Genomic DNA, 15,660 nt, shown 5'->3' with positions numbered 1-15,660 from the left:
GAGCGGCCGTTCCCCGGGACGGACGGCGCAGGGGCGGCCCCGTGACGGGACCGCCCCTGCGCGTGTGTGACGGACAGAACCGCCGGGAGCCCGCTCAGGCGCCCGTGACCTCCACCGCAGCCAGGTTCTTCTTGCCCCGGCGCAGCACCAGCCAGCGCCCGTGCAGCAGGTCCTCCGCGGCGGGCACCGCGTCCTCGGCGGCGACCTTCACGTTGTTCACGTAGGCGCCGCCCTCCTTGACCGTGCGCCGCGCGGCCGACTTGCTGGCCACCAGGCCGACCTCCGCGAGGAGGTCCACCACCGGACCGAGCGAGGCGACCTGGACGTGCGGCACCTCGGACAGGGCCGCCCGCAGCGTCGGCTCGTCGAGATCACCGAGCTCGCCCTGACCGAAGAGGGCCCGGGACGCGGCGACCACGCCGGCCGTCTGGTCGGGGCCGTGCACCAGGGTGGTCAGCTCCTCGGCCAGCGCCCGCTGCGCGGCACGCGCCTGCGGCCGCTCCTCGGTCTGCCGCTCCAGCTCCTCGATCTCCTCGCGGGACCGGAAGCTGAAGATCCGCAGGAACTTGGAGACGTCCCGGTCGTCCGCGTTCAGCCAGAACTGGTAGAACGCGTACGGCGTGGTCATCTCGGGGTCCAGCCAGACCGTGCCGGACTCCGTCTTGCCGAACTTGGTGCCGTCCGCCTTGGTGATCAGCGGAGTGCCCAGCGCGTGCACCACGGCGTCCGGCTCGGTGCGGTGGATCAGGTCCGTGCCCGAGGTGAGGTTGCCCCACTGGTCGCTGCCGCCGGTCTGCAGCGTGCAGCCGTACCTGCGGTAGAGCTCCAGGAAGTCCATGCCCTGGAGGATCTGGTAGCTGAACTCGGTGTAGCTGATGCCCGCGTCGGAGTTGAGCCGCCGCGCGACGGCCTCCTTCGCGATCATCTTGTTCACCCGGAAGTGCTTGCCCATGTCGCGCAGGAACTCGATGGCGGACATGCCCTGGGTCCAGTCCAGGTTGTTCACCATCACCGCGGCGTTCGGGCCCTCGAAGTCCAGCAGCGGGGCGATCTGCGCGCGCAGCCGCTCCACCCACTGGGCGACGACCTCGGGAGCGTTCAGCGTGCGCTCCGAGTTCGGCTTCGGGTCGCCGATCAGGCCCGTCGCCCCGCCGACCAGACCCAGCGGGCGGTTGCCCGCCTGCTGGATCCGGCGCATCGTCAGGATCTGCACGAGGTTGCCGAGGTGCAGGCTGGGCGCGGTCGGGTCGAAGCCGCAATAGAACGTGACAGGACCGTCCGCGAACGCCTTGCGCAGTGCGTCCTCGTCGGTGGAGAGGGCGATCAGCCCGCGCCACTTCAGTTCGTCGACGATGTCCGTCACGGTTCTCGTATCTCCTTGGGGATGATGTCCGGGCAGCCGGGCAGCCGCCGGCTACGAGGTTATACGCCCTGGCTGACAGAGCTCATATTGAAGTCCGGCACCCGCAGGGCCGGAGCGGCGGCCCTGGTGAACCAGTCGCTCCACTCCCGGGGCAGCGTCTTCTCCGTGCGCCCCGCCTCGGTGGCCCGGCCCAGCAGACCGACCGGCGACTCGTTGAAGCGGAAGTTGTTCACCTCGCCGACCACCTCGCCGTTCTCCACCAGGTACACCCCGTCCCGGGTGAGCCCCGTCAGCAGGAGCGTGGCCGGGTCGACCTCGCGGATGTACCACAGGGAGGTCAGCAGCAGGCCGCGGCCGGTGCTCGCGACCATCTCCTCCAGGGAGCGGTCGTCGCCGCCGTCCAGGATCAGGTTGCCGATCGACGGCGTCACCGGCAGACCCGTGAGGCCCGCGCTGTGCCGGGTCGTCGACAGGCGCTCCAGCCGTCCCGCGGCGATCCACTCGGTCGCCGTCAGCGGCAGTCCGTTGTCGAACACCGACGCGTCGTCCCCGGAGGAGTGCGCCAGTACGAACGGGGCGCTCTCCAGGCCCGGCTCGTGCGGGTCGCTGCGCAGGGTCAGCGGCAGCTCGGTGAGCCGCTCGCCGACGCGGGTGCCGCCGCCGGGCTTGCTGAACACCGTCCGTCCCTCGGCCGCGTCCCGGGCCGCCGCCGACCACATCTGGTAGATCAGCAGGTCCGCCACGGCGGTCGGCGGCAGCAGCGTCTCGTAGCGCCCGGCGGGCAGGTCGAGGTGCCGCTCGGCCCAGCCGAGCCGGGTCGCCAGCTCCGCGTCCAAAGCCGCCGGGTCGACGTCCTTGAAGTCCCGGGTGGAGCGCCCCGCCCACGCCGAGCGGGTGCGGTCCGGCGACTTGGCGTTGAGCTCCAGCGTCCCGTTCGGCTGGTCGTGCCGCAGCCTGAGGCCCGTCGACGTACCCAGGTAGCTGGAGACCAGCTCGTGGTTGGCGAACCCGTACAGCTCACGGCCGCCCGCGCGGGCCCGGGCGAACGACTCGCCGAGCGCCGGGGCGAAGTCCGTGAAGACGGCCGAGGAGGTCTCGGCGGGCGCGTCCGTGAAGTCCGGGGACTCCGGGACGCCCGTGACCAGCGGCTGCGCGTCCTCTGCAGGGCCGGCCCCGCGTGCGGCGGCCTCGGCGGCCCGCACCAGCGGCTCCAGCTCGTCGGGCGTCACCGCGGAGCGGGAGACGACGCCGGACGCCGTGCCCTCGCGGCCGTCGACGGTGGCGACGACGGTCAGCGTGCGCCCGCGGGTCACCCCGTTCGTGGTGAGCGCGTTGCCGGCCCAGCGCAGGTTGGCGGTCGAGTGCTCGTCGGCGATCACCACGCAGCCGTCGGCCCGGGACAGGGCGAGGGCGCGCTCGACGATCTCGTGCGGCTTGTCCGTACCGTGCGTACGAGAGGTCATCGGCCCGCCTCCTGCGTGGTGTTGAGAATGTTCACGCCCTTGAAGAGGGCGGACGGGCAGCCGTGCGAGACCGCCGCGACCTGGCCCGGCTGGGCTTTGCCGCAGTTGAAGGCACCGCCCAGGACGTACGTCTGGGGGCCGCCGACCGCGGCCATCGAACCCCAGAAGTCCGTGGTCGTCGCCTGGTACGCGACGTCCCGCAGCTGTCCGGTCAGCCGCCCGTTCTCGATCCGGAAGAAGCGCTGCCCGGTGAACTGGAAGTTGTAGCGCTGCATGTCGATGGACCAGGAGCGGTCCCCGACGACGTAGATGCCGCGGTCGACGCTGCCGATCAGGTCCTCGGTGGACAGCCCGGCGGGGTCCGGCTGGAGCGACACGTTCGCCATGCGCTGCACGGGCACGTGGCCGGGGGAGTCGGCGTAGGCGCAGCCGTTCGAGCGGTCGAAGCCGGTCAGCTTCGCGATGCGGCGGTCCAGCTGGTAGCCGACGAGGGTGCCGTCCTTGACGAGGTCCCAGGACTGCCCGGCCACACCCTCGTCGTCGTACCCGATGGTCGCGAGGCCGTGCTCGGCGGTGCGGTCACCGGTGACGTTCATCAGCTCGGAGCCGTACTTCAGCTTGCCCAGCTGGTCGAAGGTCGCGAAGGAGGTCCCGGCGTACGCCGCCTCGTAGCCGAGCGCGCGGTCCAGTTCGGTGGCGTGCCCGATGGACTCGTGGATGGTCAGCCACAGGTTGGACGGGTCGACGACCAGGTCGTACACGCCGGCCTCGACGCTCGGCGCGCGCATCTTCTCGGCGAGCAGTTCCGGGATCTGCGCGAGTTCGGAGTCCCAGTCCCAGCCGGTGCCCGTCAGGTACTCCCAGCCCCGCCCGACCGGCGGCGCGATCGTGCGCATGGAGTCGAACTCGCCGCTGGAGTCGTCGACGGCCACCGCGGTGAGCTGGGGGTGCAGCCGTACGCGCTGCTGCGTGGTCACGGTGCCCGCGGTGTCGGCGTAGAACTTGTTCTCGTGCACGGTGAGCAGTGAGGCGTCGACATGGCTGACCCCGTCGGCCGCGAGCAGCCGCGCGCTCCAGTCCGCCAGCAGCCCGGACTTCTCCTCGTCCGGCACGGAGAAGGGGTCGATCTCGTACGCGCTGATCCACGTCCGGTCGGCGTGCACCGGCTCGTCCGCGAGCTCGACGCGCTCGTCGGAGCCCGCCGCCTTGATCACCTGCGCCGACAGCTTGGCCATCGCCACGGCCTGCGAGGCCACCTTCGCGGCGGCGTCCATCGTCAGGTCCACGCCCGACGCGAACCCCCAGGTGCCGCCGTGCACCACCCGCACCGCGTACCCGAGGTCGGTGGTGTCCGAGGACCCGGCGGGCTTGGCGTCGCGCAGCCGCCAGGACGCACTGCGCACCCGTTCGAACCGGAAGTCCGCGTGCACGGCACCCAGCGCACGCGCGCGGGCGAGGGCGGCGTCGGCGAGGGCGCGCAGAGGTAGTGCCGTGAAGGCTTCGTCGATGGAATGAGGCACCTGGGTCTCTTTCTGTGGACGTGACGGTGGTCGCCGTGCTCTGCGATCGCTCCGATCATGTCGCCCATCGCGCCCGCGGACCACAGGTTTCCGGCCTGCGTCCATGACTTTATGTAGGGACCCGACAGCGAGTCCCCTACGCCACTGTCGGTGCCCGATTGTCCGTCGGCGGGGCCGGACCGATAGGTTTTCGAGGAAGCCGCCTGTCGATCCAGCCGTCCGGGCGGCGCGTCAGACCGCTAACGAAAGGGTGATCCGTTGAGCCGCTCGGTTCTCGTCACCGGAGGCAACCGGGGCATCGGCCTCGCCATCGCCCGCGCGTTCGCCGAGGCCGGCGACAAGGTCGCCGTCACATACCGTTCCGGTGAGCCGCCGAAGGTTCTCACGGACCTGGGCTGCCTCGCCGTGAAGTGCGACATCACCGACACCGAGCAGGTGGAGCAGGCCTACAAGGAGATCGAGGCCGAGCACGGTCCGGTCGAGGTCCTGATCGCCAACGCCGGCGTCACCAAGGACCAGCTCCTGATGCGCATGTCCGAGGAGGACTTCACGTCCGTCCTCGACACCAACCTCACCGGCACCTTCCGGGTCGTCAAGCGCGCCAACCGCGGCATGCTGCGCGCCAAGAAGGGCCGGGTCGTCCTGATCTCCTCGGTCGTCGGGTTGCTCGGCTCCGCGGGCCAGGCGAACTACGCCGCCTCCAAGGCCGGCCTGGTCGGCTTCGCCCGGTCCCTCGCCCGTGAGCTGGGATCGCGCAACATCACCTTCAACGTCGTCGCGCCCGGCTTCGTCGACACCGACATGACCAAGGTGCTCACCGACGAGCAGCGCGCGGGCATCGTGTCCCAGGTGCCGCTCGGCCGGTACGCGCAGCCGGAGGAAATCGCCGCGACGGTGCGGTTCCTCGCCTCCGACGACGCCTCGTACATCACTGGAGCCGTCATCCCGGTTGACGGCGGACTGGGAATGGGTCACTGATCACCATGAGCGGAATTCTCGAGGGCAAGCGCGTCCTGATCAGCGGTGTGCTGATGGAGTCCTCCATCGCCTTCCACGCCGCGAAGCTGGCCCAGGAGCAGGGTGCCGAGATCATCCTCACCGCGTTCCCGCGGCCGACGCTGACCGAGCGCATCGCCCGGAAGCTCCCCAAGCCCACCAAGGTCATCGAGCTCGACGTGACCAACGACGAGCACCTCGGCCGGCTGGCCGACGTCGTCGGCGAGGAGCTCGGCGGCCTCGACGGCGTCGTGCACTCCATCGGCTTCGCGCCGCAGGACGCCCTCGGCGGCAACTTCCTCAACACGCCGTTCGAGTCGGTCGCCACCGCCATGCATGTCTCGGCGTACTCCCTGAAGTCGCTCACCATGGCCTGCCTGCCGCTGATGCAGAACGGCGGCTCCGTCGTCGGCCTGACCTTCGACGCGCAGTACGCCTGGCCGCAGTACGACTGGATGGGCCCGGCCAAGGCCGCGCTGGAGGCCACCAGCCGCTACATCGCCCGCGACCTGGGCAAGCAGAACATCCGCTGCAACCTCATCTCCGCGGGCCCGCTCGGCTCCATGGCCGCCAAGTCCATCCCGGGCTTCAGCGACCTCGCCGCGGTGTGGGACACCCGCTCCCCGCTGGAGTGGGACCTGAAGGACCCGGAGCCGGCCGGCCGCGGCATCGTCGCCCTGCTGAGCGACTGGTTCCCGAAGACCACCGGCGAGATCATCCACGTCGACGGCGGCCTGCACGCGATCGGCGCCTGACCCACCCCCTCGGCGGCACCCGGGCGAGCCCTGGGCCGTACGAGGACGACGCCCCGTCTCCCGCGGCCCGCGGGGGCCGGGGCGTCACCCGTTCGGCCCACCGGCCGGGCGCCCGGGGCAGGTCACCGGGCACTCTGGAGTACGCGTTCACCAGGCACTTCGGACGCGTTTCCTCCAGAGCACGGCCGAGGAGGTCACCCTTGTGCGCCTGTCACACCGATTCGCCCCGGTCATAGCCGCGCTGGTTCTCCCCGTCGCCCTCCCCGACGACGCGGCCTCGCACACCCCGCACTCACCGGAAACGGGCCTCCACGCGCGTGTGGCCGACGAGAGACCCTTCGGGGCCTCGTGCCGCACCCGGGTGCTGGGCTCCGAGGTGACCGCCTGGTGCCACAACCCCTATCCGGAGACCGACCGGGTCAGCCTGCACGTCGAGTGCGACCGCTGGTGGGACATCGACAGCGACGGCGCTCCGGTCGGCGCCGGGCCCGCCGAGACCGTACGGCTGACCGGACGCTGCTGGAAGGAGATCCGGTCGGCGTGGGTCAGCCACGAGCGGTGACGGCGCCGCTCAGCCGCCGGAGGTGACCCCCGGGTCCCCGGCCGCGCGCCCCGCACGGCACTGGAACGGATAGCCCGCGGCCTCCGTCCCGGCCGCCTCCGCGTCGCCCGCGCGGATCGCGTCGAGCAGGCGGGTGTGGTCCATGTACGTCTCCGGCGTCAGCCGCTCGCCGACGTCCTCGCGCAGCCAGTCGCGCATGACCTCGCCCAGGTCCGCGTACATCTCGGTCATGACCTCGTTGTGCGACGCGGACACCACCGCCAGGTGGAAGGTCGCGTCGGCCGTCACGAAGGCCTCCGCGTCACCCGACTCCCAGGCTTCCTCACGGCGTACGAGCAGGGCGTCCAGCTGCTTGAGATCGCGCTCGGTGCGCCGCTCGGCGGCCAGCCTGGCGGCACTCGACTCCAGCGTGGAGCGCAGCTCGGCCACGTGCCGCGGGTCGGCGTCCGCGAAGCGGCGGTGCATGACGCCCGCCAGCTCGCTGGTCGCCGCGACGTAGGTGCCCGAACCCTGGCGGATGTCCAGCAGACCGTTGTGCGCGAGCGCGCGGACCGCCTCACGGACCGTGTTCCGGGCGACGCCCAGCTGCTCGACCAGCTCAGGCTCGGTGGGGATGCGCGAGCCGACCGGCCACTCGCCCGAGGTGATCTGGTTCCGCAGCTCGGCGATGACCTGCTCGGACAGCGCCGAACGGCGGGGATGGCTCAGCGGCATGACGGTCCTTCGAACGGGCCTTCCTGCGGGGCCGGATGATCCGGAGATTAACGCAAGGGGGCGGACGCGAGAGGGAGTGGACAACCAATCATCCCATGATTCTATGATGGCGCCATGGCCAGTGATCAGACGCGGACGGCGTCCCCAGCGATACGCGGCTCCGTCGGCACGGAGCCGGCGGGCCCCGCACCTACGACGCGTCCCGGACCCTCGGGGCCCGCGTCGACCGCCCGTCCCGGACCCGGGGAGCGGACACCCGCCCCGCGCGCGTGGACGACACGGCTGGTCGTCGCCGGCATCGTCCTCACGGCCCTCAACCTGCGGCCCGCCATCACCAGCCTCGGCGCCCTCCTCGAAGAGGTGCGCGACGGGCTCGGGATGAGCGGCAGCGTCGCCGGCCTGCTCACCTCCGTGCCGTCCCTCTGCTTCGCCGTCTTCGGGGTCATGGCGCCGCGCCTCGCCCGCCGGTTCGGTGCGTCCGCCGTCGTCTGCGCGGGCATGGTCGCCATCACCGTCGGCCTCGCCGTACGGCCGTACGTGGGCGGCACCCCGGGCTTCCTGGCCGCCAGCGCCCTGGCACTCATGGGCATCGCCGTCAGCAACGTCCTGATGCCGGTGATCGTCAAGCGCTGGTTCCCCGACCGCGTCGGGTCCATGACCGGCCTGTACTCGATGGCCCTGGCGCTCGGCACCTCGTCCGCCGCCGCGGTCACCGTGCCCATGACCGACGCGCTCGGCGGCGGCTGGCGATCCGGGCTGACCGTCTGGGCGTTCCTCGCCGCCGCGGCCGTACTGCCGTGGATCCCGCTCGTACGCGCGCGGGAGGCTGGTTCCGGGGCCGCCGGGGCGTCGACGGCCCCGCCGATCCGCGTGCCCGCGACCGGCGACGGCACTGCGGCGGACGCCCGTGCGGGGGCCTCCGCGACCGGCAGTGGGTCCGTCGAGGTGGGCGCTTCCGAGGCCGGCGCCGACACCGTCTCCGGATCTGAGGCCGTCTCCGGACCCGGCGCCGTGACCGCCTCCGTGACCGGTACCGCGTCCCATGAGCGGGCCGACGGACTGCGGATCACCCGGAGCGGGACCGCCTGGGCGCTCGCCGTCTTCTTCGGCCTCCAGGCCACCGCCGCGTACGTCACCATGGGCTGGATGGCGCAGATCTTCCGGGACGCCGGGGTCCCGGCCGGCACCGCGGGCCTGCTGCTCGCGGTCACCATGGTGATGGGCGTACCGCTGGCCTTCGTCATCCCCCGCCTGGCCACCCGCCTGCCGCACCAGGGACCGATCGTGATCGCCCTCGGCGTCAGCGGTCTCGTCGGCTACGCCGGCCTGTGGCTGGCCCCGGCGGGCGGCGCCTGGGCCTGGGCGGTCCTCCTCGGCATCGCCAACTGCTCCTTCCCGCTCGCCCTCACGATGGTCGGCATGCGGGCCAGGACCGGCGCGGGCGTCGCCAAGCTGTCGGCCTTCGCGCAGAGCACCGGGTACCTCATCTCGATCCCGGGGCCGCTCCTGGTGGGCGTGCTCTACCAGCACAGCGGCGGCTGGGGGCTGCCGATCGCGCTGATGGCGGGGCTGATGGTCCCGCAGATCGGCGTGGGCATCCTGGCGGGCCGCGACCGCACGGTGGAGGACGAGGCCGCACGGCGCTGACCGGCGCCGGGACCACGGCCCGCGTCGGCCGTACGCCCACGGGGTGCGGGCGGGCGTGAGGCCACCCGCACCCCGGGGCCCGACCCCAGAGGCGGGGGAGGTCCCGGCGGGTGGGAGACTGGCCGCATGCCTGTGCTCGACCCGAACCCCCAGAACGGCCAGAAGAAGATGCTGCTCGTGCTCGGCGCGATGCTGGCCATCACCGTGATCATCGGCGTCATCGCGTCCATCGCCTCCCCCTGACCGCGCCCGTCCGCCGGCGGTGGTGGGGCTAGCCCCACCGACCCCTAGGGGGCGAGTGTCAGGGTCAAGTGGGTGGATCTCCGGATGGGTTGGAGGCCGCGGATTCCGTAGCTTCGAGGTGTGGTCGCGAGGACGCGGCCCACGGACCGCTCGAAGACCCACGGAGGCGTCATGCCGGCCCCCACGCACCCCCGGACCCACCCGGTGACCACGGGCCGCGTCGACATCCGGCTGCCCTGGTGGGCCCTCGCGCTCCCGGTCCTGGCCTTCGTCGCGCTGCTGGCCCTGATCGTCAACCCGTCCGACGCCCACGCCACGGCCGGGGACCCCGCCCTGACCCACGTCGTCGAGCGCATCCAGGAGGCGGTACGGCGCTGAGTCCGCACCGGGTCCGGTGGCCGCCTTCTCCCGGCGCCCGTCTCGGTCCGGCGTGCGTCGCCCCGAGGTCTCCCGGGGCCTGCTTACGTCCCCCGGGCTCCGGCAGGCGCGGTGCGCGGATCTCGGGGAGGATGGACGGCGAGCGTGGTCCGCCCGTGGGCACGCCCCGCCCGCCGTGGACGTGCGTCCGCGCCCGTCGGCGCGGGCCGTCACCCGTGCCGGGGGACCGGCCCAACTCCCTGCGCCCCGTGGCGTGTTTCATGCGAAGCTGGGACGCATGAGCGTCGCAGAATCCCGCAGGATCGTCCTCTTCCGGCATGCGAAAGCCGACTGGCCGCAGGTCTCCGACCACGAGCGGCCGCTCGCCGACCGGGGCCGCACGGACGCCGCCGTCGCCGGACGCAAGCTGTCCGACTCGGGCATCCCCCTCGACCTGGCCGTCTGCTCCACCGCGACCCGGACCCGCGAGACCTGGAAGCTCGCCGTCCACGAGCTGCCGCACCGGCCGAAGACGGTCTACGAGGAGCGGGTCTACGAAGCCTCGCCGGGCGAGCTGATCGCGGTGCTCAACGAGACCCCGGACGACGTGCAGAGCCTGGTCCTGATCGGCCACAACCCCGGAATCCAGGGCCTCGCCGACGTCCTCGCGGGCCAGGCCGAGAAGGACATCCGCGCCCGCATGAGCAGCCGGGGCTTCCCGACGGCGGCGTTCGCCGTCCTCACCTTCACCGGCCCCTGGAAGACCCTGGAGCCCGGAGTGGCCGCCCTCGTCGACTACTGGGCGCCGTCCGAATGAGCCGTCGCCACGCGGACGGGGAGCGGCAGCGGTCCCCGTCCGCGTGGCGGAAGACCCGCGCGAGCGCGACGGCTCAGAGCGCGTCGTCGTTCGTGTCCGCGGCCTCGACCTCTTCGCGGGTGACGCCGAGCAGGTAGAGCACCGTGTCGAGGAACGGGAAGTTCACCGCCGTGTGCGCGGCCTCCCGGACGACCGGCTTCGCGTTGAACGCGACCCCGAGCCCCGCGGCGTTCAGCATGTCGAGGTCGTTGGCCCCGTCACCGATCGCCACCGTCTGGCCCAGCGGCACGCCCGCCTCGGCCGCGAACCGGCGCAGCAGCCGAGCCTTGCCCGCGCGGTCCACGATCTCGCCGGTGACCCGGCCGGTCAGCTTCCCGTCGACGATCTCCAGCGTGTTGGCGTGCGCGAAGTCGAGCCCGAGCCGCTCCTTCAGATCGTCCGTGACCTGCGTGAACCCGCCCGAGACCACGCCGACCTGGAATCCGAGGCGCTTCAGCGTACGGATCAGCGTGCGCGCGCCCGGCGTGAGCCGCACCTCGCTGCGCACCTTGTCCACCACCGAGACGTCCAGCCCCGCGAGCAGCGCCACGCGCGCGTGCAGCGACTGCTCGAAGTCCAGCTCGCCGCGCATCGCGGCCTCGGTCACCTCGGCGACCTCCTTCTCGCAGCCGGCGTGCGCCGCGAAGAGCTCGATCACCTCGTCCTGGATGAGAGTGGAGTCCACGTCCATCACGACGAGCCGCTGGGCGCGGCGGTGCAGTCCGGCCGCGACCACCGCGACGTCGACACCGAGCGCCGCCGCCTTGGTCGCGAGGGCCGTGCGCAGCGCCTCGGTCTCCGTGCCCGACACCGCGAACTCGACCGCGGTCACCGGGTACTTGGCGAGCCGGAAGATACGGTCGATGTTGCCGCCGGTGTCGGTGATCCGGGCGGCGATCGCCGCCGTCGACTCCGCGGTGAGCGGACGCCCGAGGACCGTGACGAGCGAGCGGCCGAGACCGCGGGGCCGGTTGTCGCCCAGCCCGGAGATGATCTCCGCCTGCATCTTCATGGACTCCGCCCAGCTGTGGACGGTGGACCGCAGGTCACCCTCGAGCCCGGCGGACGGCTCGGTCACGAGCGCGCACAACACGATCCGGCCACGGGTGACGACCTGCTCGATGTCGACCACGTCGACGGAGAAGGCGGCGAGGGTGTCGAAGAGACCGGCGGTGATGCCGGGCCGGTCCTTGCCGAAGATCTTGACGAGGAGGGTGGGGACATCAGAGGTCTGCGAAGCGCTCATGGTGCTCCCACCGTATCCGGCACCCAGTGCCTTTCGCCGCCGAGGTCCGCCTGGCGGACAGCGAACAATGCGTGGCGCGCGGGTGACGCCGGCCTTGATCACCGGTGACGAGCCCGGGTCCCGCCGGCCGGGACCCGGGCGGCCGTCGTGGGTGTCCTACCGGCAGCGGACGTCCGCCGCCGGCCGCTGCCCGGTGGCGAGATACCGGGAGACGATCCGGTCTCCGCAGGCGTTGCCGTTGCCGAGGTAGGCGTCGTGGCCGGTGGAGTCCGTGGTCACCATGACGGCGCGTGCGCCGAGCGCCGCGCGCAGCCTGCGGGCGCCGGCCAGCGGGGTGGCGGGATCACGCTCGTTCTGGACGAGCAGGACGGTGGACGGCACGCGGTCGGTGATGCGTACCGGCTCCTCCCGCTGCGGCCAGGGCCAGGCGGCGCAGGCGATCGCGTTCCTCGGCATCCCGGCGGTCAGGGGGTACGCGGCGCGGCTCGCGTCGACGTCCTCCTGGTAGCGGGCAGCCGACGACGGCCAGCGGGCGTCGTTGCACATCGTGGCGAGGGCGACGGAGAGGGCGTTGCGCACCGGCGGCTCCGGCGCCGGCTCGGGCGCCGGCGGGACGGTGCCCGCGCGGGCGTGCAGGATCAGGCGGGCCAGCCCGGGGAAGCCCTCGCCGGGATCGTAGAAGGCGTCCACCACGGCCTGGCGCAGCACGTTGCCGTTCAGCTCGGCCGGACGGGCGCCGGGCCAGGGGATCGGCTCCCGGTCCAGCCGGGCGGCGAGCCGCAGCAGGAGCGGACGGACCTGTCCGGCGCGGTCGGCCAGCCGGTCCGGATTCCCGGGCGCCGAGGCCCATTCGGCGAACACGGGGAACACGTCCTCGACGCCGGTCTCGAACCCGGTCCAGGTGGCCCGGGGAACGCCGCCGAGCTCGGGGTGGGCGGTGGCGGCGGTGGCGTCGGGGTTGCTGTCCAGCACCACCCGGTCGGTGCGGCGCGGAAAGAGCTGGCTGTAGACGACGCCGGTGTACGCCCCGTACGAGACACCCCACGCGGACAGCCTGCGCTCGCCCAGCGCCGCGCGGATGCGGTCGATGTCGCGGGCGTTGTCGGCGGTGCTGATGTGCCGCGCCAGCTCGCCGCCGTCGCGCGCGCAGGCGTCGGCGGTCCGCCGGGCGGTGGCCATGTTCGTGTCGACGCTCCCGTCCGGCGCCGGCCAGGGGAAGAACGTGGACCTGTCGAGGTCGCCGCTCTCCAGACCGCAGTCGACCGGGTCGGACCGGCCGACTCCCCGGGGGTCGAACCCGATCAGGTCGTACGTGTCGCGCACCTCGCGCGGCAGCGTCCGGCCCTTCGTGGCCACCTCGTCGAGGCTGCCGCCGCCGGGGCCGCCGGCGATCAGGAGCAGGGCGCCGCGGCGTGCGGACGGCTTCTCGCTGCGGATACGGGAGACGGCGAGGGCGACCTTCTCGCCGCCGGGGTCGGAGTAGTCCATCGGCACCTCGACGGTGGAGCACTCCTGCCGCGGGTCGAGCCCGCTCCCCTCGCACTTCTCCCAGACGAGGGGCCGGGAGGTCATGGGTGTCGCGGCCGTCGCGGTGAAGGGCACGGTGGGCCCGAGAACCGCGGCGGCCACGGCGATCACGAGTACGTTTCGCTTGGTTCGCTCGGCTTTCATCACAGGGACGAGCCTCGGTGACCGGCTCCGGCCACTCCATCCGGCTGCCCCGCCTGTTCCGCGGGGGGTTTACCCAACGCCGTTCACCGGCACCGCAGTTGACCATCCTGTGCCAGACCCCCGGTCACTCCCTGGGCGGGGGCGGGCCCTTCTCGTGCGGCGGGGGAGGAGGAGGGGGCGGCGGGACGACGCCGTCCCGCGACGGCGGCCGCGGCCTGGGCGCACGGGGCGGAGGCGAGAGCGGGCTGATCACCGTGGGCGCCTCGTACACCTCGTCGGCCCGCCCGCCCTCCCGCTCCGGACGCGAGCCGGGCGGCCGGCCACCGCGCGGCGGCCGCGCCTCCGAGGGCGCCCGTTCGTCCGGCTCGCGTCCGCGACCTCCCCGAGCGCCGCCCGCGCCCCACCCCCGCGCGGTTCCCGAGGGCGCCGTCCCTCCGCGCGGCGGTGCGGCACCCTCCGCCGGTCGCGCGTCCTGCGGCTCCCGCAGTTCGTCCGGCACCCGGAGATAGGGGTTGGTGTCGGGGTTCGACGGCCGGAACGGCATGGCCGGGTGGTACGGCCCCGGCTCAGGCGCCTGCTCGCCGGAGTACTCCTCGGGCCCCCGGCCGCCCGCGTCACCCGGTGCCACCCTTAGTGCCAGGGGCGCGGCCCGCCGTCCCGCGGCGCCCGTCGCGTACGCCAGCAGGGCACCGACCGCGCCCGCGCCCGCGCCCCACGCGGCGCCGAGCAGCAGCGCCGGCAGCGTCTGCCCGTGCAGCTCTATCCCGGCGCCGAACGCGTCGAAGCCGAGCACCGACAGCGAGGCGTCCACCGACACGTCCGTCAGCCAGGCGAGCAGCGCCAGCGCCGGGCCGGTCACGAGCGCGAGGCGCAGCGCACAGCGCCCCGCGAAACCGAGGGCGCCCGTGCCCCGTCCACCGGCTCCGCCCGGGTCCCGTACCGCCGGGGTGCGCGCCGCCGCGAGCACCCCGGCGAACAGCATCATCACAGCTGCCGCGACGCCCAACAGCCATACTCTGCCGTCCAGTTCGGCCATCCTGCCGAGGGTGACCGGCTGGTCGCGGCTGACGCTCAGCAACTCGTCGAGGGGGTCGGGCAGCAGCTTGGCGAGTTCACCGGTGGCCTGTCCGTCCCAGGGCACGAAGAGGCCCAGCGGCACGCCCAGCCACGCCCCGTTCGGGGCGCCCAGCAGCGCGGCGCCCGCGATCCGCCGGGGATGGTCGTCGCCGGTCATCGCGTACGCCGCCGCCGCGAGGCCGGCCACGACCGCGACCAGCAGTACCGTCACCAGCGCGGAGGCCGCGGGCCGCACCACCCGGTGCACGGCGTCCCAGCCGGGCGGCAGGGGAGTGCGGCGCGAGGCCAGCAGGGCGATCAGCAGGACCCCGACGGTCCAGGCCGCGCCGCCGAGCAGGGTGGGCACCGTGTCGACGGTGAAGCCGACGGCGGCCTTCGCGTCCACCAGGTCGCCGATCCGGTCGGGCAGCAGCCCGCCGATGTCGCCCAGGCCGCCCGGCAGCCGGTCCGTGATGTCGTCCAGGCCGCCGGCCCCCGGCACCTTGTCCAGGCCGAGTTGCCCGCCGTCGATGGTGACGACGTCGTGACCGGCCCAGGCGAGCCCGCCCAGCGTCGCCACGGACAGCACGACCACGGCCCCCGCACGTGCGAGGAGTTCGGCCGGGGAGATCACAACTCCCGCCCCGCGCAGGGAACGCAGGAAGAACCAGGAGAGCAGCAGCGCACCCACCAGCCCCACACCCAGTGGCGTGATCTCTATGGCGGTCGTCGCCTCGGCCCCCTCCAGGCCGAAGGCCGACACGTCCCCCGACGGCGTCACCGAACCACCCGCCCCGAGCGCCACCACCGCCGCGGTCATCGGGCCGAGCGAGCCCGCCGAATCGGCCTGGAGCAGATGCAGGCCCAGTGCGGCCGTGCCCGCCATCGCGATCAACGCCCAGCTCACGGCGGCGATCGCGGACAGCAGTACATCCCCCCAGGGCACTTTCCTGTCGTACTCGGCCGTCTCCATGCCCATCTCCGCCCCCCGGTCCGCGCCACGGCGATGCACCGCGCATGTCCCCCTCGCGTGGGATTACCACCCTCCCGTCCGGTTTCCACCCCGTCAACGGAAACGGACAACACGCGCGTACGCAGTCTTCGCGGGGCCCGACTTTCGGTCAGGGGGCTCCTACTGAAATAGTTCCCCACGATGTTCGACATCCCTAGACTCCCTGTGATGGGGGAAATTCGGGGGACAACTCAGTGGG

14 protein-coding genes are annotated in these 15,660 nt (G+C 72.9%); 7 read left to right on the top strand and 7 right to left on the bottom strand.

Annotation, left to right across the window (positions count from 1 at the left end):
• Window positions 1-94: 94 nt before the first annotated feature.
• The 3 genes from tyrS to ACZ4VA_RS16890 are packed head-to-tail and all read right to left on the bottom strand — an operon-like array spanning window position 95 to window position 4,346.
• Window positions 95-1,363: a tyrosine--tRNA ligase gene (gene tyrS / locus ACZ4VA_RS16900; protein ID WP_355783403.1), complete on the bottom strand. Its 1,269-nt coding sequence runs from the start codon at window positions 1,361-1,363 to the stop codon at window positions 95-97.
• A gap of 59 nt (window positions 1,364-1,422) precedes the next feature.
• Window positions 1,423-2,826 (bottom strand): metallopeptidase TldD-related protein, encoded by a 1,404-nt coding sequence (locus ACZ4VA_RS16895; protein ID WP_356239219.1) that lies wholly within the window; start codon window positions 2,824-2,826, stop codon window positions 1,423-1,425.
• On the bottom strand, window positions 2,823-4,346 hold the full coding sequence (locus ACZ4VA_RS16890; RefSeq protein ID WP_355789788.1) for a TldD/PmbA family protein: 1,524 nt from the start codon (window positions 4,344-4,346) through the stop codon (window positions 2,823-2,825). Before ACZ4VA_RS16890 ends, ACZ4VA_RS16895 begins: the two co-directional genes overlap by 4 nt.
• A 258-nt stretch (window positions 4,347-4,604) precedes the next feature.
• Here ACZ4VA_RS16890 and fabG point away from each other — a divergent pair, with 258 nt between their 5' ends.
• The 3 genes from fabG (at window position 4,605) to ACZ4VA_RS16875 (ending at window position 6,659) form a co-directional block, all read left to right on the top strand.
• The gene (gene fabG, locus ACZ4VA_RS16885; protein WP_355789786.1) at window positions 4,605-5,324 is read left to right on the top strand and encodes a 3-oxoacyl-[acyl-carrier-protein] reductase; all 720 of its coding nucleotides are present in this window, start codon (window positions 4,605-4,607) and stop codon (window positions 5,322-5,324) included.
• A 5-nt stretch (window positions 5,325-5,329) separates the two neighbouring features.
• Window positions 5,330-6,097, top strand: a complete 768-nt coding sequence (fabI, locus tag ACZ4VA_RS16880) for an enoyl-ACP reductase FabI (RefSeq protein ID WP_121403837.1) — start codon at window positions 5,330-5,332, stop codon at window positions 6,095-6,097.
• 202 nt (window positions 6,098-6,299) lie between these two features.
• Complete coding sequence (locus tag ACZ4VA_RS16875) at window positions 6,300-6,659, top strand: hypothetical protein (RefSeq protein ID WP_355789783.1); 360 nt, start codon at window positions 6,300-6,302, stop codon at window positions 6,657-6,659.
• A gap of 9 nt (window positions 6,660-6,668) precedes the next feature.
• Here ACZ4VA_RS16875 and ACZ4VA_RS16870 read toward each other — a convergent pair whose 3' ends face one another.
• Window positions 6,669-7,373 carry a FadR/GntR family transcriptional regulator gene (locus ACZ4VA_RS16870; protein ID WP_355789780.1) on the bottom strand — a complete coding sequence of 235 codons (705 nt, stop codon included), beginning with the start codon at window positions 7,371-7,373 and terminating at the stop codon, window positions 6,669-6,671.
• Between the two features lie 114 nt (window positions 7,374-7,487).
• On the opposite strand from ACZ4VA_RS16870, the gene ACZ4VA_RS16865 reads away from it, so the two are divergent.
• The 4 genes from ACZ4VA_RS16865 (at window position 7,488) to ACZ4VA_RS16850 (ending at window position 10,437) form a co-directional block, all read left to right on the top strand.
• Window positions 7,488-9,020, top strand: a complete 1,533-nt coding sequence (locus ACZ4VA_RS16865; RefSeq protein ID WP_468081852.1) for a CynX/NimT family MFS transporter — start codon at window positions 7,488-7,490, stop codon at window positions 9,018-9,020.
• Window positions 9,021-9,146: 126 nt separating this feature from the next.
• Window positions 9,147-9,263 carry an SGM_5486 family transporter-associated protein gene (locus ACZ4VA_RS16860; protein WP_356174139.1) on the top strand — a complete coding sequence of 39 codons (117 nt, stop codon included), beginning with the start codon at window positions 9,147-9,149 and terminating at the stop codon, window positions 9,261-9,263.
• A 171-nt stretch (window positions 9,264-9,434) separates the two neighbouring features.
• Window positions 9,435-9,641 (top strand): hypothetical protein, encoded by a 207-nt coding sequence (locus ACZ4VA_RS16855; protein ID WP_356239231.1) that lies wholly within the window; start codon window positions 9,435-9,437, stop codon window positions 9,639-9,641.
• A 277-nt stretch (window positions 9,642-9,918) separates the two neighbouring features.
• The gene (locus ACZ4VA_RS16850) at window positions 9,919-10,437 is read left to right on the top strand and encodes a SixA phosphatase family protein (RefSeq protein ID WP_355794192.1); all 519 of its coding nucleotides are present in this window, start codon (window positions 9,919-9,921) and stop codon (window positions 10,435-10,437) included.
• Between the two features lie 73 nt (window positions 10,438-10,510).
• On the opposite strand, the gene serB is transcribed toward ACZ4VA_RS16850, so the two are convergent.
• From serB to ACZ4VA_RS16835, 3 genes are all read right to left on the bottom strand, one after another.
• Entirely contained in the window at window positions 10,511-11,722 is a 1,212-nt protein-coding gene (serB, locus tag ACZ4VA_RS16845) for a phosphoserine phosphatase SerB (protein WP_468081849.1), read from the bottom strand.
• 156 nt (window positions 11,723-11,878) lie between these two features.
• Window positions 11,879-13,393: an alpha/beta hydrolase gene (locus tag ACZ4VA_RS16840; protein ID WP_355794795.1), complete on the bottom strand. Its 1,515-nt coding sequence runs from the start codon at window positions 13,391-13,393 to the stop codon at window positions 11,879-11,881.
• Window positions 13,394-13,517: 124 nt separating this feature from the next.
• Window positions 13,518-15,428: a streptophobe family protein gene (locus ACZ4VA_RS16835; protein ID WP_388905323.1), complete on the bottom strand. Its 1,911-nt coding sequence runs from the start codon at window positions 15,426-15,428 to the stop codon at window positions 13,518-13,520.
• Window positions 15,429-15,660: the final 232 nt, after the last annotated feature.

Source organism: Streptomyces sp. NPDC028308 (genome assembly GCF_055565855.1).
Note: the sequence above shows the minus strand (reverse complement) of the source record. Positions and strands in the feature narration are given on the sequence as shown.